We start from the raw sequence: 18,518 nt of genomic DNA, 5'->3' as shown, positions 1-18,518 counted from the left end.
TGGAGTTTGTAAAAGATGATCGCTGATAAAATGTTGCGGCTCATAGCCAGGGAAGAGAACATTGATATTAATGTTTTAAAAAGAAATATTGCGCGGGGCTTAGCGGTTGTTTTGGCGAATAAAAATCATAAAAACATTAGGCCGATAGCCGTAGGCAAAGATCTGGCGGTTAAGGTTAATGCCAATATCGGCGCTTCCCCTGAAGATTTATGCCTAAAAAACGAATTGAAAAAGCTTAATGCCGCCATAGCAGCCGGGGCGGATGCGGTGATGGATTTGACTATAGTCTGCTGTTCTTCGGATATTGATAAAATAAGAAAGGCATTGATTGAACATTGCTCGTGTCCGTTAGGGACAGTGCCTATTTATCAAGCGGCGATTGAATCCGGCGGCGTTAAATCTATGGCAATAAAGGATTATCTTAAAGTGCTCCAGCGGCAGGCGAAAGAAGGTGTAGATTTTGTTACTATCCATTCCGGCGTTACCCGGGCAGCTTTAAGTTTGGTTAAAAAAAGGCAGATTCCGGTTGTATCAAGAGGAGGTTCTTTTTTGCTTGAGTGGATGGCAAAAAATAAAAAAGAAAACTTCCTTTATGAATATTTCGATGAGATTTTGGATATTGCCAAGGAATATAATGTCACCATAAGTTTAGGCGATGGGTTAAGGCCGGGTTGTATTGCTGATTCGACAGATAGGGCTCAAGTTTATGAATTAGGAGTTTTAGGAGAGCTTGCTTTAAAGGCAAAGCAAAGGGGTGTGCAAATAATAATAGAAGGCCCGGGGCATATTCCTTTAAATGAAATTAAGAAGAACGTGGAATTAGAGAAGAAAATCTGTCGCGGCGCGCCTTTTTATGTTTTAGGCCCGCTGCCTATAGATACAGCTGTAGGTTATGACCATATCGCCTGTAGTATAGGAGGCGCTTTAGCCGGTTATTGTGGAGCGGACTTTCTTTGTTATGTTACCCCTAAAGAGCATATTGGATTGCCGGATGTTGAAGATGTCCGCCAGGGAGTTGTGATTACAAAGATTGCTGCTTCTATTGCTGATATTGCCCGGGGCAATAAGAGGGCAATATCGCAGAATAGGTTGATGTCAAAGGCAAGGAAAAATCTCGATTGGGTTAAAATGCGCGAATATGCCATTGATAGCAGGAAGTTTAAAGAGCTGCTTAGTAAAGCTCCACGATTAAAAAAGGGTGGCTGTTCTATGTGCGGAGATGAATTTTGCGCGCTAAAAGTTTACAGATAGTATGAAATTAGTCACGAAAAATATTCACTACGCGATTAAGTCGTTGCTTTACTTTGCTTTAAACCCCGCCAGGGTGATTTCTGTTAATGAGCTGGTAAAGAAATTAAATATGCGCAGGGCTTTTTTAAGAAGAATCCTGCAGGTATTGAGTAAACACGGCATATTAAAGTCTTTAAAAGGCAGTGGCGGAGGGTTTATGCTAAGAATTAATCCGGATAAAATACGTATTATAGATATAATGCGTATTTTTCATAATGAGATAGATATCATTGATTGCTTGTTGGAGAAAAATATATGCCCTCAGTCTGATACATGCTTACTAATGCGGAAGATGAAAAATATTGAGTTTCAATTAAATAACGTATTAAAGCAGCTTACCATAACGAAATTACTTAAGAGTATGGGCAGGCAGGTTAGAAAAGATCGAATTTGCTCTAATGCGCGGGACAAGATTTCTTAATGAAATATTTGCTGCAATGGAGGAGAGAAAATGGGGATTGATGTAACTGATGCTAATTTTAAACAAGAGGTATTGGAAGAAGTTTTGCCAGTTTTGGTGGATTTTTGGTCTGTATGGTGCGGGCCTTGCCTCAGGCTTGCCCCGGTGATCGAACAAATTGCCAAAGAATATAAAGGAAAATTAAAAGTCTGTAAATTAAACGTGGATGATGCCCCTAAGACGGCTTCCAGTTATGGTATTATGAGTATACCGACATTGGCGATCTTTAAAAATGGGGAAGTAGTAGATAGAATTGTAGGCGCGCTTCCTAAGGCAGAGATTGAAACTGCAATTAAATCTCATATTTGATATATGAAAGTGCGGAGAAGATAATAAATGAATATTTATCCGAAAATAAAAATAGGATTATAATATGAGGAATTTTAAGCAAATTGATGAAGCAAGAAAGATCCTAGGATTAGGTGAAGAGGCGAGCATAGAAGAGATTAAAGAGGCTTTTAGAAGTTTAGCCCTTAAATACCATCCTGATAGATGTAAGGCGAAAGATAAGCAACACTGTGAAGAAATATTTAAAAAAATAAACCACGCAAGGGATGTTATCTTAAGCTATTGCGCAAATTATCAGTATTCTTTCAGAGAGAAAGAGGCCAAGAAAAATACTATGTCAAAAGAAGAATATGAGCATCTTAAAAGGTTTTATGACGGTTGGTTCGGAGATCTGGATTTATGAGTGATGCCTTCGATAAACATTATAAGAAATATGACGCTTGGTATGATAAGCATAAATTCGCATTTTTGTCAGAGCTGGGGGCAATAAGAAAAGTACTGCCGCAGAATGAAAAAGGGTTGGAGATTGGTGTTGGCACAGGCAGATTTGCTTCTAGATTAGGAATAAAGTACGGGGTTGATCCTTCTGAAAATATGCTTAAAATTGCCAGAAAAAGAGGTATAGATGTACACCGTACTCAAGGAGAAAGATTACCGTTTGATAGTTCCACTTTAGATTATATTACCATTATTATTACTTTGTGTTTTGTCAAAGATCCTGTCGAAGTATTGATAGAAGCAAAAAGGGTTTTAAAGAAGCGTGGCAAGATTATTATTGGCATTATTGATAAGGATAGTTTTTTAGGCAGGTTCTATCAGGGGGAAAAAAGCCTGTTTTATAAGCAGGCACATTTTTTCGGCGTGAAAGAAGTTACTAATTTGCTTAAGATGTCAGGCTTTGGCAGGGTTTCGTATTATCAAACGATATATAAAATGCCGGATAAAATGAATTCAGTGGAGAAACCCAAAAAAGGCTTTGGTAAGGGTGGTTTTGTAGTGCTATCGGCAAAAAAGAAATGAGCGAAATAAAATATGAAAATAAAAATTATTGCCACAGGTTCAAGCAAGTGGGAACGGTTCATCCGTAGGTGGGGCATATCTTTTTTAATTGGTGAAGATGTACTTTTTGATACCTTTGGTGATCCGGGCGTACTTTTAAACAATATGCGGAAGTTTAATATTGATGCCGCTAAGATTAAGCACATTGTTTTGTCGCACGATGATTGGGATCATATATCCGGGTTGTGGTATTTGTTACCGGGCCGAAAAGATATTACAGTTTATATCTGTCCGGGTTTTGATCAGGAAGTAAAAGATAGAATTGCTTCTTTTGGCGTCCGCGTGGTTGAAGTTGAGCCGTTTACTATGATTAGAGAAGAGGTGTTTTCTACCGGTCAGATCCAAAGCTCTTGCGCAGATAGGCGTATTTTTGAACAGGCGTTGGCCGTAAAGTTTTTAAAAAACATAACGATTATTACGGGTTGTGCTCATCCCGGGATCGTTAACATTATAAATGCTGTAAAAAAACATTTTTTAAAGGAAAGAGTTTCTTTTATTCTTGGTGGTTTACATTTAAAAGACAATACGGACGAAACAAATATGCGTATTATAAAAGACCTGCGGGAGTTTGGTGTTCGTAAGGTTGCTCCAACGCACTGCACCGGAAAGCGTGCGATAGAGATGATGCGTGGGGCGTTTGGCTATGGCTTCGTGAGGGTCAAAGAGGGGGATAGCATAGAGTTATGAATTAATTGGGAGGGAGAGGATGAAAATAGGAATCATTATTGCAAATAACGATACAGAAACCTGTTGGAATGCCTTGCGCTATGCTAATTTTGCTATTGGCCAGGAAGATAAGGTTAAGGTATTCTTTATGGGTAAGGGCGTAGAATATCAAAAAATCAGCACAGAGAAGTTTAATACCATTGAGCAGGCAGAGAAATTGCTTCAAGCCGGAGGCAAGATTTACGCCTGCGGAACATGCATTAAAAGTAGGGAGCAGGAAGGTTCAGAAATGTGCCCTATCTCAACGATGAAAGATATGTATGAAATCGTTAAAGAAAGCGATAAAGTGGTGACTTTTTAATGAGGATACGTTAATCATGATGGTAGATTTAACTCAAATGCGGCCAGGAGAGATTGGTATAGTAAAAGAAATTCAGGGAGGCCATGGCCTCGTAAGAAAATTACAAAGTATGGGGCTAAGGCCGGGAAAGAAAATAACTAAGGTAAGTTCTCATTTCTGGCGCGGCCCCCAGACAGTAGAAGTAGGCAATATACAGATTGCAGTTGCGTTATTGATAGGAGCAATGCTTAATTTAATTCATTAATAGTATCCCTCTTGACAAAAACCTAGTTTGTGATATAAATAGAAATCATTTCTATTTATGAGAAAACCATGCAAGCTTATATTCAAGTTTTAAAAGACAATCGCTTAAAGATAACCCCTAGACGAAAAGCGGTTATTGAGATTTTTATGAAGTGCAGTGTGCATCTGTCGCCTTATGATGTGTATGCGAAGTTAAGGAGGAAACTTTCGACAGTAGGATTGCCGACCGTATATAGAATACTTGCCGAGTTTAAAAATACCGGTATTCTGGTGCAGTTTTTATCCGAGGATCGCCAGTTACGGTATGCGCTTTGTACCTTGCTCAATGAACACCACCATCATTTTACGTGCCGCAAATGCAAAAAGATGGAAGAAGTAGGTTTCTGTAATTTTAAGGGTGTTTCACAGTTTATCGAAAATGAACTTAATGCTAAAGTAGAGACGCATCAATTGCAAATAGAAGGGTTGTGTTCAAAGTGCAAATGAGAAATAGGATAGCATTTTTATTGCTGGTTGTTCTTGCTGTTTTTCTTGGGATAGTGATATTACATCCGCTTTCTCACGGACTACATCATGATGGCGATGATGGGCATGAATGCTCGATTTGCCTTTGGTTGCATAATAATACTGTTTTTGTTTTTTTTGGTACATCATTATTGATCTTTTTCACGTTTATCTGTTTTTGCCGCTTATTTTCTTTTACCCTGCCAGTTTACCTTCATTTCGCTACTCAATTTTCCCGCGCTCCGCCTTTTTAATTTTTAAAGCATTGTAAGATAATTTTATAGCTTAAAAAGGAGAGAGTATGTTTCGGTGTCGCATTCTCACATTTATTTTAGTAATTTTCTTTATGGTTTATTCTTTTGTTTCTGTTGGCTTTGCTGCTAGTGAGGCTAAAGAGATCAAGATAATTGCTTCATTCTATCCGATGTATATCATGGCTAAGAATGTCGTAAAAGATGTCCCGGGAGTTTCAGTTCAGAACCTTACCTCTCCGCTCACTGGCTGCTTGCATGATTATACGGTAACTACCAATGATATGAAAAAACTTGCAGATGCTCAGGTTTTTGTGGCTAATGGCGCAGGCATGGAATCTTTTTTGGATAGGATTGTAACAGGATATCCTAATATAAAAATAGTACAGCTAACAGGCGGTATACCTCTTATCAAAGGAGAGGGCAACGAAGGCGATAACCCACACGTATGGGTAAGTATTTTTAATGCGATAATTCAGGTAAAGAATTTAGGTAAGGCAATGGAAGATCTTGATCCCAGCCATAAAGAGTTTTATGCGAAGAATACGGTTAATTATGTGGCAAAGCTTGAAGCGCTGCGCCAGAAGATGCATTCTGAATTAGCTCCTTATAAGGGTAAATCAATTATAACCTTTCATGAGGCATTTCCGTATTTTGCTCAGGAATTCGGTTTAAAGATAGCTGCTGTAGTCGAGAGAGAGCCGGGAAGCGAACCCAGCGCACAAGAATTGGCAGATACCATTGAGCTTGTTAAAAAAAATGGAATTCCGGCATTGTTTAGTGAACCACAGTATCCATCCACTGCAGCAGAGACTATAGCCAAGGAAACGGGGGCTAAAGTTTATGTACTTGATCCTGTGGTAACTGGCCCGGATAATTATGACGCCTACATAGATATAATGGAAGATAATCTTAAGGTTTTGAAACAAGCTTTTGGATAACTAAAATAATGGAGCAATAGCCGCTTTAATGAAAACCTGTGAACATTGTTGTACTAAGGTCGATAACCTAACCGTCAAATTTGGCGATAATGCCATACTTGATAATGTTAATTTACATGTTAACTGTGGGGAAGTTATTGGCGTAGTTGGTCCGAATGGTGCCGGAAAAACCACTCTGTTACGCACGATTCTGGGAGAGATCGCTTATCAAGGTAAAATAACATTTCGGATAGCCGGTAGCGCTTCTAAAAAACCCAAAATAGGATATGTTCCGCAAAAACTACAATTTGATTTTAGTTCCCCGATTAACGTTACAGATCTTGTTGTTTCGGCAATAAGCCGCCGCCCTATCTGGTCTGGAGTGAGTAATGACTTATCAGAAAAAGTAAAAAGTGTTTTATCTTTATTTTCAGCGGAACATCTATTGAAGAGAAGAGTAGGGGAACTTTCAGGTGGAGAATTGCAGCGAGTTCTGTTAGCTATCGCTATGACCCCTGAACCTGAACTTTTACTTTTAGATGAGCCATCTAGCGGAGTAGATATTAAGGGGCTGTCCCTTTTTTACCAAATCGTAGATGATTTAAGGAAAAAACATGATATTGCGGTGATACTTGTAACCCATGATTTAGCAGGCGTATCTTCTTATGTCGATCGGCTCATACTCCTTAACCGGTCTGTGATTGCAGAAGGAGATCCTAAAGAAGTTCTTTCAAATGAAAAATTAGTAAAAGCATTTGGCCCAACCCTATGGAATATTTCTTGTTTGCCGAGCTTAACGTCAAAAGAGAATAATAAAAATGGCGATCATTGAGGTTTGGTATAGATTGCTAGATATGCTTCCGTTTAGCTGGACGCATTATGTTTTTATGAAGAATGCGCTTTTGGCTATATTACTTGTTACGCCGTTGTTTGCGATTTTAGGGACAATGGTAGTAAATAACCGTATGGCTTTCTTCACCGATGTGTTAGGCCATTCCGCGCTTACGGGAATTGCCATAGGAGTGCTTTTAGGTTTTCACGATCCTACGTTTCCTATGATTTGTTTGGCGGTGGTTTTAGCTATTTCTATAAATTTGTTAAAAGATACCACCAAAGCTTCCGTTGATACTGTTTTGGGTGTTTTTATGGCATTTATCGTGGCTCTAGGTATTGTTATTTTAAGCAGACAGGGTGGATTTGTAAAATATACAAGTTATTTGATTGGCGATATCCTCGCGGTTACCCCGCAGCAAATAGCTTGGTTTTTTGTAATAGCTGTGGTTGTTTTGGGGTATTGGTATGCGGCGGGTAACGCCATGATACTTACGAGCGTTAATTCATCTTTGGCGCGTAGCCGCAGGATCAATACTTTTCTTGTAGAGACAAGTTTTACGATACTTCTAGCATTAGTGGTGATTGTTTCGATAAGGTTGGTAGGAATTTTAATCATAAATTCACTTTTAATCTTGCCTGCGGCAGCCTCTCGTAATTTTACACGGAACATCCACACATATACGGCATGGGCAGTAATTATAAGCATTCTTTCCGGTATCATGGGGTTGATCGTATCATATTATTGGGGAACAGCATCAGGGGCAACGATCGTTATTTTTGCTTCTGGTTGTTACGGTATATCAGCATTATCAAGTAGGCGTTTAATGAAATGACAAATACACTTCAAACAATTATAACTAAGTCGCCTATTATAGCGATATTCATTGTGTTTTGGGCAGGGTTTATCGCGTCTTTGAGCTCTTGCACGATAATTAGGATCCCAATTGTTTTTGGTTATGTCTCAGGAGCATCACACGACATTAAGAGAAAATCCTTTCTATCGGCTATTTTTTTAGCCTTAGGGTTAATCACCAGTTATACATTTTTAGGGATAGCTTTAATCTTACTTAAGAATTTAGCTTTTAGTTTAGTGCTTATAAGCAAGTATCTATATATATTCTTAGGGGTTGTTTTACTTATCTTTGGGGTTTTTTACGCAGGTTTAATCAAAATCGGCAAAACGCACCATGCGTATTGTGAAACGAATACTCGGTTGAAAAAAAGAGGTTTTATCGGTTCGTTTTTATTTGGTGTTATGTTTGCTTTCTTGGAGATGCCGGCTTGCCCTTGTTGCGCTTCTGTGCTTTTTGTAATTGCAAGCATTGTAGGTTTTTGGGATTCATGGGTTTATTCTTTTATTATATTCTTAAGCTTTGCGATCGGTCAAAGCATGCCGATATTATTGATTGGTTCATCTACGAGCTTAGTGAAATATCTAGCTCCCAAGGTTGAAAGTTTAGAAAAATATACTCAATTTGTGGCAGGCAACATTCTTATAGCAATTGCATTGTTTTTCTTTATTCTCGCGTAAGGATTCTTTATGGAAAAATACGATAATTGTAGCTGTAGCAATTCGTATAATCATGATAAGCGACCTAGGTTGGTTTTAAGATGCTCGCTTAGTTTCGCCTTTGTAGCCTTGAGTTTTATCGTGATGAGGCCGTTTATCGTGAAACAGTTGGTATTCCGGGCGTCTTCGTATATGGCGTGTGAGTTGTTCAATGATGCGATAAGGAGCTATGAAAAAGCGGTATTTATTGATAAAAAAAATGTTAAGGCGTGGGATATGCTTGGGTATGCCTATAAAAGCAATGGTAATTTGGAAAAGTCCATATACGCTTACCATCAGGCTATAAAAGCCGATCCTAAAGATAAAAGCGCGAACTTTAGCCTTGGGGTAATTCTGGCTTCTGAAAGTAAATGTAAAGAAGCGGTAGCGTATTTCGAGCGAATTATAGCTTTTGGCCCCGATGAGAATGGACAGACGATAGATATTGTTTCTTATCATAAATCGTCATTGAGATTACTTGCGGAATGTTACGAAGCCTTAAATGAATTTGATAAAAATGATAAGGTGCTGAAAGAGTTGCAGAAATATTATCCTCAAGATAGTTCGATGGCAAAAAAAGCGAATCTTAGGAGATTTATTAAATAATGAATAAAGGGTTAATCTATACGCTAAGGTTCGTATTTATTTTATCAATTATATTATTCTTCGTAACTAAAAAACCAAATTTAGCACAATCTTTTCACGTATTAAGTTTACCAAACGATGCTTTCGCTAGTCAATCAGATAATGAGCAAGTGTATGTTTTAGATATAAGAGAGCTTGAGAAAGTTCAAAGCCAGGCTACTAAAGACGGAGATGATATAAAAGGTTTCCCGATAGATATTCTTCATTTATATGGTAAGAAAGTGAAATTAACAGGTTACCTTTTGATACCCTATGATGCGTATCTTGCGGATGGTTCTCTTGATAATTTTGCCTTAGGGAAAAATGCCTACGGCTGCCCATGTTGTGATTGGGGCGCTAGTCTACCACCCACAATATTTAATGTAGTGTCCGTTACTATGAAAAAAGGCCAGAAATTAGCTCCACCATTTACTCCTCTTGTAGAAGTTACAGGCATATTCTACGCGCATCAGGAATATTTTACGGATGAAAATGGGAAGAAAAAACTCGCGGGATTATTCTTTATTCAAGAAGCAGAGGCTCAGAAGAAGAAGCAGGGGTTTCGTATATTTTGATTAGCTGAGTTATATGTGAAGGTTAGCTAATCGTAGGAACATTGTATTTTTTAAAAAGTGATTTTAAAATTTCATTTGACAAGCAATATATTGGTGTTACAATTTTTGTATTCGTAATACAAGGAGAAAACATATGTCTTCAATAGCAAGATTCGGAGTTTCTTTAGATAAGGGGCTTTTGGGAAAATTTGATAAACTCATCGAATCCAAAAGTTATACCAATCGCTCCGAGGCTTTTAGGGATTTAATCCGGCAGGAACTGGTAAAGAAAGAATGGCTTGATGCCCATGAGGTTGTAGGAGCTATAACGCTTATCTATGATCACCACAAGCGTGAGTTAGTGAATACGCTTTTGGATATCCAGCATGAATTTGGCTCTTGTATTATTTCCTCGCAGCATATCCATATAGATCATAACAACTGTTTGGAGATACTTGCGGTAAAGGGCTCTCCCGAGAAAGTCCAGCGCTTGTCAGAGAATCTAAAAGCGGTAAAGGGAGTTAAACATTCGACGTTAAGCATGTCTACAACAGGAATAGGTATAGAATAGAGGAGTATTATTTTTTTGCCTATTAATAGCACGAATTTAATAAACGTAATAACACGAATAGTTCAAAGTTTATCACAGTGTGTTACTGAAACAGTAGAATGTGTCGCAAGAAAGAAAGTACAACCCCGCCATCTCCTTGGAAAGAATCCGGCGGGGCCGCGGTACTTGGCGAAGAACATTAAACAACCAAGCCCAGCCATAAGTATACCATAACTTTGAGCTGGTGCAAACAACACTTGAAAAGGGGGGTATATTTATGGCGGTTTTAAAGAAAGTAGCATTATTTTCTCTAGTTTTTTCTTTTCTTTGTTCTCCAGCGGTTTTTGCTGATGAGGTTTCTATCAGAGAGGAAATCAATCAGCTTAAAGAACGTATTGCTACTTTAGAGAAGAAAGTTTCCGAGCAAGATATATATATTGCTGCTCAAAATACGACAACCCAAGTGCAGCAGCAAAAGATTACAGAATACGAAACAAAATTATCAAAATTTGAAGAAAATCTTCATGAAATACCCGGTATTCCGATGAAACTTATGGAAGGCCTTGAGCTTGGAGCGGGTGGCACCATGATTGTTCAGGGTACAAATAATACAAATAACGCCACTTCCGACGTAACCAAGAAAGAGGGTCGCGCAGATGCTTCTTATTCAGCAGACATAACCCTTGGTAAAGAGTTTAAGGAAATAGGAGGAAAGGCATTCTTACATCTGGAAGCCGGACAGGGAGCAGGGCTTGAGGATGATTTAACTCTTTACTCAAACGTCAATCGTGACGCTGATAATGATAATAATGTACGCCTCACCGAATTTTGGTATGAGCAGGCTTTATTCGAAGATAAAGTTGCTTTAACTTTTGGAAAGCTTGATCCTACTGCATATTTTGATCAAAGCGAAGTTGCTAATGATGAAACTACTCAATTTTTAGGCAGGATTTTCCGTAATTCGCCGACAATAGAATTTCCGGATAATACCGCAGGTATCCGTTTAGCATATATGCCGGTTGGATGGTTGGAATTGGGATATGGTTTATTTGATGGCAATAGTGATTGGGAGAAAATCGGTGACAATCTTTTTAATATCGGGCAGGTACATTTTAAAACTAATTTCTTTAATCTACCCGGAAACTACCGATTTTTAGGGTGGAATAACAATGTCTATCATACTGAATGGCGAGACATAGAGAAGACAAAAGAGGCTAACTATGGCTTTGGTTTAAGCTTTGATCAGAAAGCTAACGATATTATAACACTTTTTGCCCGCTACGGCTGGCAGAATCCGAAAGTATATAATCCAGACATTACGGCGACAGGAGATTTGAATTATTCACTAACGCATTCCTGGGGTACTGGTTTTCAGGTGGAAGGAAAGCCTTGGGGGAGAGAGAAAGATGTGTTTGCCTTTGCAGTTGGTCAAGCTATACCTTCAAAGGACTATAAGAAATACGGTACACAAATATCAGACTTGAAGGCAAAGCCAGAAGGGCACCTAGAGGCGTATTACAACATTCATGTTAATGACCATTTGTCAATCAGCCCTGATTTTCAATATATCTGGAATCCTTTTGGTAAGGATGTTGTAGATGATGTAAATGGAATTTTTGTGGGTGGGATGAGGGCGCAGATAGATTTTTAAAAGGAGGGAATATGCATATACCAGATGGATATTTAGGGCCGGCAACTTGCGGCGTATTTTACGCGGTAATGTTGCCGATATGGACGGTTGCATCAAAAGTTGTTAAGAAGACATTAAAAGCTAGACAAGTACCGATGTTGGCAATAGGCGCGGCATTTAGTTTTGTGATTATGATGTTTAATGTGCCAATACCAGGAGGAACAACTGGACATGCTGTGGGTGGGGTATTGGTAGCGATACTTCTTGGCCCTTGGGCAGCTTGCATTGCTTTAACCGTAGCATTAGTTATCCAAGCGTTTTTGTTTGGTGATGGTGGAATTACGGCTATTGGCGCTAATTGTTTTAATATGGCGCTTGTTCTACCTTTTGTAGGTTATTATGTATATAGGGCGATTAGTTATAATGCACCTATGGGTTCAAAAAGAAGAGTATTAGCTGCTGGCATAGCAGGATATATAGGTATTAATGTCGCTGCTTTTTTTGCTGGTGTTGAATTCGGGCTACAGCCTTTATTACATCATGCTACAAACGGACAATCTCTTTATTGTCCGTATGGTTTCAAGGTAGCAGTGCCTGTAATGCTAGGAGAGCATTTATTGATATTTGGATGGGTTGAGGCGATTGTTACAGCTTTAGTAATTAAATATTTACAAAAACATTCCCCGGAATTTATTAAGGAAAGTGAGGTGGCCAATGAAACTCACTAATAAATTATGGATAGGGTTAGGTATTTTAGCTATTTTTTCTCCGCTGGGCTTATTATTGCCTGAACATTTTAAGGCTGGATCAGCTTGGGGTGAATGGGGAGCTGATGAGATGCAGAAACTTGTAGGATATATTCCTCAGGGTCTTGAAAAACTCTCTAGCCTTTGGAATGCGCCTATGCCTGATTATGCTTTCAAGGGTTGGGAGGGAAAGGGGCTATCGCAGTTAAGTTTTGCTTATATAATATCTGCAATTGTAGGTATAGGTTTAATTATTATTGTGGTAATGGTAGTAGGCAGATTGTTGGTTAAGAAGGAACATGATTAGGTTATAAGTGTAAGAAGATATAAAATGTCCGCTCCCTAGAGAGGTGGGTAGATTCAAATTGCTAACACAACACTTCACAGAATTTTTCAAGAGGTGTATAAAAACCAAGTGTTTTTCGCGGTCTATCATTTAATTCGTCTTGGACTTCTTTAAGTCTATTTATAGAGATCTTATTAAAATCTGTTTCACTAGGAAAATACTTTCGTATTAAACCATTCGTGTTTTCATTTGTTCCTCGTTCCCAAGGGGAGCTAGGATGCGCGAAGTAAACGGTTATTTCTGTTTTCTTTTGAAAAAAGTTTGTGTTGAGCTATCTCTCGGCCTTGATTATAGGTTAATGTTCTTTTTAAACCTTTGGGCAATTGGCGGAACTTTTCGGCGATGCAGATGATGCCGTCATAAAGATGATACTATTTCACGTTTTAATGCTCCGCGTGGTAGAATATAGAGGTACGAATAAATAGTTTCATGAGATACGCGCATAATCATGTCATTAGGATACAATATAATTAGGCTCTTGGCAATTTGTTCCGGTGACCAGTTTTTTGCTAAATAATAAAGCACGACTTCGCGCAAGGGGATGTTGTTATCAAACTTACGATTTTTACGTAACTTATGGCGCATTTTGTTTGATTGTTGTTGAGCGAAAATAGCCCGATAATATTTTCGTCCTATAACTCCCAAGCGAATAATTTCTCGAGAGATAGTACTTGGCAGCCGATTAAGGCTTTGAGCAATTTTCCGGCTACTGTATCCTGAAGCAATGTACCGGCTAATTTCTTCTCGCTCCACGAACGTAATTCTTTGGTATTTAATCATTAGCAACTCCTTTCTCCTGCCATTATAGCAGGTTAAGGTGTTGCATTAGTTTCTTGAACCGAAGGATGACATCTGTAACTATATATGGTACAAGTAGTTATGATTTATATGTCCCCTGGAAAGGGTGACAGAAATGGATAAATTGGACAAAAATCCAGAAATTTTGTTCAAAACTTTTCGTTTTGAGTCTTTAGATATATCTCAAATCTACTTTATAACTTTATCTCTGATGTCCAATAATATCCTTGTAATTTAGCCCATTCTTTATATAATAGGGCTTGTAAATTGAGAGATAATTACCTATACCTGTGGGGAGTAAAACTAAAGTAATGGAGGGATTATGTTTGATAAGATTTCGCATACTATTAATGTAATTATAAGGCATAACGCATTTCCTAAGATATGGGTATCTTTTATCATTGCTTTAACTGCAGTCATCCTGACTAAAATAGTAGCCGTATTGCTATATCATCTGCAGAGAAGAATTATAACAAGATTTAAAAAAGCCGGGATTTTAGGAGTTTCTGCAATTGAGACCAAGATTACAGTAATTCGTAGAATTATTGAGACTAGCATTTATTTATTTGCTTTTGTTGTTTTTCTTCAGCAGTTTCAGCAGATGCGCCATATAGGTACAGCGCTTTTAGCTTCTGCAGGAATTGCAGGCATAGCTATAGGTATGGCAGCCCAAAATACCCTTTCTAATATTATTGGTGGCATCTGTATTTCTTTTTCTCAGCCGGTTCGTTTAGATGACGCGGTTATCTTTAGGAACGATTGGGGGTGGGTAGAAGAAATAGCACTGATGCATACTATTATACGTACTTGGGATAATAGGAGGATAGTCGTTCCTAATAACATAATGGTAAACGAAGTTATCGAGAATTGGACCATTAAGGACCCATCTTTAATAGGAACTGTTATGATATATGTAGACTATACATGTGATGTTGATAAAATTAAGGGATGGGTTAAAGAAGTTATAGGCATAAGTAAGAATTCTACTCCGGAAAGAATAGCTGTAGTACAGGTTGTTGATTTTACAGAGAAATCAATGGTATTAAGGATATTGTGTAAAGCATCAGATTCATCTAAGGCATGGGATTTACGTTGTGAAATAAGAGAAGAATTAATTAAGAGATTCAAGCAGGAAGGCTTACCTTTGCCGCAGATAAGGATTAATAGTAGCAAGGTATTATGATCTTCAATTCTATCCATTGTAATTTATAAATTATAAGGGGGGGTGTGGATTATGAAATTGAATGTAAGAGCGTTCGGTCTTGCAGGAGGAATTCTGTGGAGCGTCAGCATGTTTGTGCTTACATGGCTTGGGATTTTAGGCTATGGTAGTAAAGAAGCGGCTTTAATTGCAAAGTCATACTACATTGGCTATTCAGTAACTCCTATTGGTAGTTTAATAGGTACAGCCTATGGATTCTTTGATGCCGGTATAGGTTGTTTTTTATTTGCGTTGTTATACAACAAATTTACTGAGAAATAAATATATTTCTTCCGTCTCCTCCGCATAATCAATTAATACCATATCGAATATCTCTGGCCGCTTTGAAATCAACAGCATTTCCGCTTCGCTATGTGTATTTACACCTAGATATCGAAACATTACTTTTCGTTTCATATCTAATAGTCTTTCAATAAGCGGCCCATTAATCCATGTTTTGCTCATTCCTTGAAGTTGAAAAATATCCAAATAACCGCAATTAAGATTTTTGATTGACTCTGAGCAGGATAATTCTATGGCATCGGGAGAATAATCTTTGGTTTTGACGTATTGAAATGGGAAAACTTGACCGGTGTCAATAATAGTCCCGCCTTTCGTAGAAATAATAATGCTTGATCGGTCATTTTTTGACAGTATTTCTTTAATAATCCGGCCAAGACGAGGCTCTGCGTTAAAATTCGAATAGTTGTGTCCTGTATCGAAAAAATTAACTCCCCGCGCAAAAGCCTCATTTACTATAGCCGAAGCCTTTTTCTCAGAGAAGTATTTGTCTCCCCAAAAACCAGAAGCACCTAATGAAATTTCAGAAACTTTCAGGTTTGTTCTTCCTATGAATTTTTTTACAAATTTCCCTGTAAATAGGCCTAACTAGCATTTTCTACTCGTTATAACATCTACCTTTGAAAATGTTAAGGGAATAGAAGTCAAAATCCAAAACTTATGCGTAATTAAAGAGATCTTTTAGTCAATTTAGGCAAATTCGTTAAACTGGTCACTTGTGTTTTCTGGATGTAACCAGTTATGAAAATTTTTTACAATGCGAGCCTGTTAACTCCTTGCAGCAAATTATGTTGCAAGGAGTTTTTGTTTAAGGTAAAATAATTAAAAGGCGGTATACTTGAAAAAAATTATTATTTTTTGCTTGTTAATTTTAGCGTTAAATATATCTGTTTATTGTGGACAGTTAAGCAAGATTGAGCTAGCTGACGGCAGTGTAATTAATGGCGAAATACTTTCTTATGTAAACGGTGTTTATACTATAAATACCTATGCTTTCGGAGAAACAAAAGTAGCGGGAGAAAAGGTTATTAAAATTGAGTCAGCAAATTATACTTTACCCACACCTATTGAGCCTACCGTTGAGGCGAATAATCCAGTTCAATCCCAGCCTCCTTCTTACGGACAGAGGTTAATGAAAAATCCGAAAAACGCAGCTATTATTACGGGATTGGCTAAAGATCCCGGGTTTCAGCAAATGGCTAGCGATCCTCAACTTCAGGCTGCAGCAAAAAAAGGCGATATCCAGGCCTTATTGAAAAATCCTAAATTCATGAATATCGTAAACAGTTCAGAAGTGCAAGAAGCTGTCAAAAAGCTAAAGAAATAATCTATTAGCTAATATCATATAAAGCGAAAGTGTGATTGTGGTGATAAAAGGAGGAAAAATATGAAAAAAATAGTCAGGATTTTTTCTATTTTTACTTTGAGCATAATGCTGATTCCTGCGCTTTGTTTGGCAGATATTAACGATGAGTTGATGCGCGCATTAAGGAATAATGATCTCCGAAAAGTTAGTGAATTTATATCCGAAGGTGCGGATGTGAATGTTGTTAAAACTCTTGATGGTTGGACACCTTTAATGTGGGCAACATCTTATGGTTATACCGAAATTGCCAAACTTTTGTTGTCTAAAGGCGCAAAGGTGGATGTTAAAAGCTCTAACGAAACGACAGCTTTGATACAGGCTTCGTTTAAAGGTTATCCGGAAATCGCAAAATTACTTATAGACAAAGGCGCAGATGTTAATGTTAAGGATTCTGATGGTTGGACACCTCTTCTGTGGGCGGCATCGTTTGGCAACACCGAAGTCGCCAGGATTTTAATAGATAAAGGTGCGACTATAGATACTAGGGGGCCTGGTAGCGCAACAGCTTTGTGGAGGGCGGCATTTTTGGGCCATAATGATACCGTAAAACTACTGATAGATAAAGGTGCGGATATTAATATCAAAGATTCTTCTGGCTATTCAGTTTTAGGGGCAGCTAAATCAAAAAACCACATGGATACAGCGCAATTACTTGAAGATGCCGGGGCGAAGTAACAATTTTCAACCAGTTTATTAGAAAAGTTCTGGATTTATTTATGTAGGAAAGTTAATAATCAGTAATAATAAGAAAAAGTTCTTTATTTTTTTAGCAAGAAAGAGTATATTTTAGTAAGAAGGTAATTTTTAACAATTAGGCAATATTCATTCTAATTCCAAATAAGCATTAAAAAGGAAAAATATGGAATTTGAATAGATAAGTTTTTAAGGCAATTCTCTATAAAGAAGGGAGTTGCTTTATTTGTTAGAGGGTGTCACTTTTTTTGGACGTTTTCATTTAATAAAGGAGTTTTAGGTATGGGTATAATCCGGGTAGCGATTATTTTTATTCTGTTTTTTATGGTAGCAGTCTGTGGATGGGCGTTTGATAATGACCAAGTTCAGAAAACTGTTTCTGGTACAGTAGTTGATATGGATTGGGTAAAATCAATAATCACCGTAAACTATTCCAGCCTTATTTCAGGAGAGGCGGATGAGATTAATATTATTGTTCCCAGTGAAGCTGAGATTACAAGAGGCGCTCAAACAATATCTCTTTCTGATATTGAGCAATCTGATCCGGTTACAGTTGTTTATTACGATGATGGTTCAAGCGGTTTAAAGGCCAGGAGAATATCGGATCTTAATCAGGGAAGTATGTAAAAAAACTGGAGAAAAAATTAATAATAGGGTCTAACAATATGGAAAGAGCCAGTTTCATTACTTATAAAAATAAAAATATTCTATTTATAGATTTATCAAACTGTAGTAAAAACCATGCTTTAGGAGTCATAGAGAAAAGCAAAAATATCATTAAAGAACAGCCAAAATATTCTGTTTTGGCTCTAGCGGACATTAATAATGAAAATTTATATATTCCCGATGTATTTCTGGCAATGCAAGAATTCGTTAAGCATAATAAACCATATATAAAAGCCTCTGCTATTGTTGCGCCTGGAGAACGTCTGAAACTTTTTATTGATATCCTATCGTATTCGTCAGACAGGAAGTTTTCTGCTTTTGATGATATTCAAAAAGCTAAAGATTGGTTAATAGAATATAGTTTATAAATAGAAAGGAGGAAACAATGGTAAGGGCAAAAGTAAAAGCGAAGAAAGGTGCAAAATTGGTTTGCGTTCCTTGTGGTAGAGAGGTAATAATAAGTAATTTTGGTGTATCTAGGAAGACTCTTTGGTGCTGTGGCAAAGCAATGCAGAAAAAGAAAGCAAAACCGACTACAAAAAATAAGAGGAGGCAGGGATGATAAAGAATGCAAGTATCAGTAAAGAGGTTGTGGTTACTGCGGAAAATAAGATTGGGC

At 37.7% G+C, this 18,518-nt stretch carries 28 protein-coding genes and 1 pseudogene; 27 read left to right on the top strand and 2 right to left on the bottom strand.

Translation table 11 applies throughout. The features are described 5' to 3' along the window. The first annotated feature begins 15 nt into the window (after positions 1–15). The 20 genes from thiC (at position 16) to PHC29_07415 (ending at position 12,836) form a co-directional block, all read left to right on the top strand. Positions 16–1,251, top strand: coding sequence for a phosphomethylpyrimidine synthase ThiC (gene thiC / locus PHC29_07510; protein MDD5109327.1), 1,236 nt, complete (start codon positions 16–18; stop codon positions 1,249–1,251). Position 1,252: 1 nt separating this feature from the next. Further along, positions 1,253–1,711 (top strand): Rrf2 family transcriptional regulator, encoded by a 459-nt coding sequence (locus PHC29_07505; protein MDD5109326.1) that lies wholly within the window; start codon positions 1,253–1,255, stop codon positions 1,709–1,711. Positions 1,712–1,741: 30 nt separating this feature from the next. After that, positions 1,742–2,059: a thioredoxin gene (trxA, locus tag PHC29_07500; protein ID MDD5109325.1), complete on the top strand. Its 318-nt coding sequence runs from the start codon at positions 1,742–1,744 to the stop codon at positions 2,057–2,059. 64 nt (positions 2,060–2,123) lie between these two features. Further along, positions 2,124–2,441 carry a DnaJ domain-containing protein gene (locus tag PHC29_07495; GenBank protein MDD5109324.1) on the top strand — a complete coding sequence of 106 codons (318 nt, stop codon included), beginning with the start codon at positions 2,124–2,126 and terminating at the stop codon, positions 2,439–2,441. Further along, positions 2,438–3,058, top strand: coding sequence for a class I SAM-dependent methyltransferase (locus PHC29_07490; protein ID MDD5109323.1), 621 nt, complete (start codon positions 2,438–2,440; stop codon positions 3,056–3,058). Before PHC29_07495 ends, PHC29_07490 begins: the two co-directional genes overlap by 4 nt. 12 nt (positions 3,059–3,070) lie before the next feature. Continuing rightward, a complete protein-coding gene (locus PHC29_07485; GenBank protein MDD5109322.1) occupies positions 3,071–3,784 on the top strand; it encodes an MBL fold metallo-hydrolase in 714 nt (237 codons plus the stop codon). A gap of 19 nt (positions 3,785–3,803) precedes the next feature. Then, on the top strand, positions 3,804–4,124 hold the full coding sequence (locus PHC29_07480) for a DsrE family protein (protein ID MDD5109321.1): 321 nt from the start codon (positions 3,804–3,806) through the stop codon (positions 4,122–4,124). A gap of 16 nt (positions 4,125–4,140) precedes the next feature. Continuing rightward, positions 4,141–4,368 (top strand): FeoA family protein, encoded by a 228-nt coding sequence (locus PHC29_07475; protein MDD5109320.1) that lies wholly within the window; start codon positions 4,141–4,143, stop codon positions 4,366–4,368. Positions 4,369–4,436: 68 nt separating this feature from the next. After that, complete coding sequence (locus tag PHC29_07470; GenBank protein ID MDD5109319.1) at positions 4,437–4,853, top strand: transcriptional repressor; 417 nt, start codon at positions 4,437–4,439, stop codon at positions 4,851–4,853. Continuing rightward, the gene (locus tag PHC29_07465; protein ID MDD5109318.1) at positions 4,850–5,125 is read left to right on the top strand and encodes a hypothetical protein; all 276 of its coding nucleotides are present in this window, start codon (positions 4,850–4,852) and stop codon (positions 5,123–5,125) included. Before PHC29_07470 ends, PHC29_07465 begins: the two co-directional genes overlap by 4 nt. Before the next feature lie 47 nt (positions 5,126–5,172). Then, positions 5,173–6,063 carry a metal ABC transporter substrate-binding protein gene (locus tag PHC29_07460; protein MDD5109317.1) on the top strand — a complete coding sequence of 297 codons (891 nt, stop codon included), beginning with the start codon at positions 5,173–5,175 and terminating at the stop codon, positions 6,061–6,063. Between the two features lie 28 nt (positions 6,064–6,091). Further along, a complete protein-coding gene (locus tag PHC29_07455; GenBank protein MDD5109316.1) occupies positions 6,092–6,874 on the top strand; it encodes a metal ABC transporter ATP-binding protein in 783 nt (260 codons plus the stop codon). Beyond that, complete coding sequence (locus PHC29_07450; protein ID MDD5109315.1) at positions 6,867–7,709, top strand: metal ABC transporter permease; 843 nt, start codon at positions 6,867–6,869, stop codon at positions 7,707–7,709. Before PHC29_07455 ends, PHC29_07450 begins: the two co-directional genes overlap by 8 nt. Then, the gene (locus tag PHC29_07445; protein ID MDD5109314.1) at positions 7,706–8,407 is read left to right on the top strand and encodes a cytochrome c biogenesis protein CcdA; all 702 of its coding nucleotides are present in this window, start codon (positions 7,706–7,708) and stop codon (positions 8,405–8,407) included. Before PHC29_07450 ends, PHC29_07445 begins: the two co-directional genes overlap by 4 nt. A 9-nt stretch (positions 8,408–8,416) precedes the next feature. Beyond that, complete coding sequence (locus PHC29_07440) at positions 8,417–9,031, top strand: tetratricopeptide repeat protein (GenBank protein ID MDD5109313.1); 615 nt, start codon at positions 8,417–8,419, stop codon at positions 9,029–9,031. Further along, entirely contained in the window at positions 9,031–9,624 is a 594-nt protein-coding gene (locus PHC29_07435; GenBank protein MDD5109312.1) for a hypothetical protein, read from the top strand. The genes PHC29_07440 and PHC29_07435 overlap by 1 nt, the downstream gene beginning before the upstream one ends. A gap of 133 nt (positions 9,625–9,757) precedes the next feature. Next, positions 9,758–10,174, top strand: a complete 417-nt coding sequence (nikR, locus tag PHC29_07430; GenBank protein ID MDD5109311.1) for a nickel-responsive transcriptional regulator NikR — start codon at positions 9,758–9,760, stop codon at positions 10,172–10,174. Positions 10,175–10,430: 256 nt separating this feature from the next. After that, positions 10,431–11,804: a carbohydrate porin gene (locus PHC29_07425; protein ID MDD5109310.1), complete on the top strand. Its 1,374-nt coding sequence runs from the start codon at positions 10,431–10,433 to the stop codon at positions 11,802–11,804. An 11-nt stretch (positions 11,805–11,815) separates the two neighbouring features. Next, positions 11,816–12,511, top strand: coding sequence for a cobalt transporter CbiM (gene cbiM, locus PHC29_07420; GenBank protein MDD5109309.1), 696 nt, complete (start codon positions 11,816–11,818; stop codon positions 12,509–12,511). After that, positions 12,498–12,836, top strand: a complete 339-nt coding sequence (locus PHC29_07415) for a PDGLE domain-containing protein (protein ID MDD5109308.1) — start codon at positions 12,498–12,500, stop codon at positions 12,834–12,836. The genes cbiM and PHC29_07415 overlap by 14 nt, the downstream gene beginning before the upstream one ends. 61 nt (positions 12,837–12,897) lie before the next feature. Here the strand turns inward: PHC29_07415 and PHC29_07410 are convergent. Next, positions 12,898–13,080: pseudogene (locus PHC29_07410) on the bottom strand (IS30 family transposase). A 152-nt stretch (positions 13,081–13,232) separates the two neighbouring features. After that, entirely contained in the window at positions 13,233–13,655 is a 423-nt protein-coding gene (locus PHC29_07405; protein ID MDD5109307.1) for a helix-turn-helix domain-containing protein, read from the bottom strand. A 340-nt stretch (positions 13,656–13,995) separates the two neighbouring features. Here PHC29_07405 and PHC29_07400 point away from each other — a divergent pair, with 340 nt between their 5' ends. The 7 genes from PHC29_07400 (at position 13,996) to PHC29_07370 (ending at position 18,461) form a co-directional block, all read left to right on the top strand. After that, the gene (locus PHC29_07400; protein ID MDD5109306.1) at positions 13,996–14,856 is read left to right on the top strand and encodes a mechanosensitive ion channel family protein; all 861 of its coding nucleotides are present in this window, start codon (positions 13,996–13,998) and stop codon (positions 14,854–14,856) included. A 51-nt stretch (positions 14,857–14,907) separates the two neighbouring features. Continuing rightward, on the top strand, positions 14,908–15,156 hold the full coding sequence (locus PHC29_07395) for a bacteriophage holin (GenBank protein MDD5109305.1): 249 nt from the start codon (positions 14,908–14,910) through the stop codon (positions 15,154–15,156). 856 nt (positions 15,157–16,012) lie between these two features. Next, positions 16,013–16,501: a hypothetical protein gene (locus tag PHC29_07390; protein ID MDD5109304.1), complete on the top strand. Its 489-nt coding sequence runs from the start codon at positions 16,013–16,015 to the stop codon at positions 16,499–16,501. Between the two features lie 60 nt (positions 16,502–16,561). Next, the gene (locus PHC29_07385) at positions 16,562–17,215 is read left to right on the top strand and encodes an ankyrin repeat domain-containing protein (protein MDD5109303.1); all 654 of its coding nucleotides are present in this window, start codon (positions 16,562–16,564) and stop codon (positions 17,213–17,215) included. Between the two features lie 300 nt (positions 17,216–17,515). Next, positions 17,516–17,860, top strand: a complete 345-nt coding sequence (locus PHC29_07380; GenBank protein MDD5109302.1) for a hypothetical protein — start codon at positions 17,516–17,518, stop codon at positions 17,858–17,860. A 38-nt stretch (positions 17,861–17,898) separates the two neighbouring features. Further along, complete coding sequence (locus tag PHC29_07375) at positions 17,899–18,267, top strand: hypothetical protein (protein ID MDD5109301.1); 369 nt, start codon at positions 17,899–17,901, stop codon at positions 18,265–18,267. A gap of 17 nt (positions 18,268–18,284) precedes the next feature. Then, the gene (locus PHC29_07370) at positions 18,285–18,461 is read left to right on the top strand and encodes a hypothetical protein (GenBank protein ID MDD5109300.1); all 177 of its coding nucleotides are present in this window, start codon (positions 18,285–18,287) and stop codon (positions 18,459–18,461) included. The last annotated feature ends 57 nt before the right edge of the window (positions 18,462–18,518 follow it).

It is taken from the genome of Candidatus Omnitrophota bacterium (assembly GCA_028712255.1).
Classification (GTDB): Bacteria; Omnitrophota; Gorgyraeia; order Gygaellales; family Profunditerraquicolaceae; genus UBA6249.
This window is presented reverse-complemented; position numbering and strand designations above follow the sequence as displayed.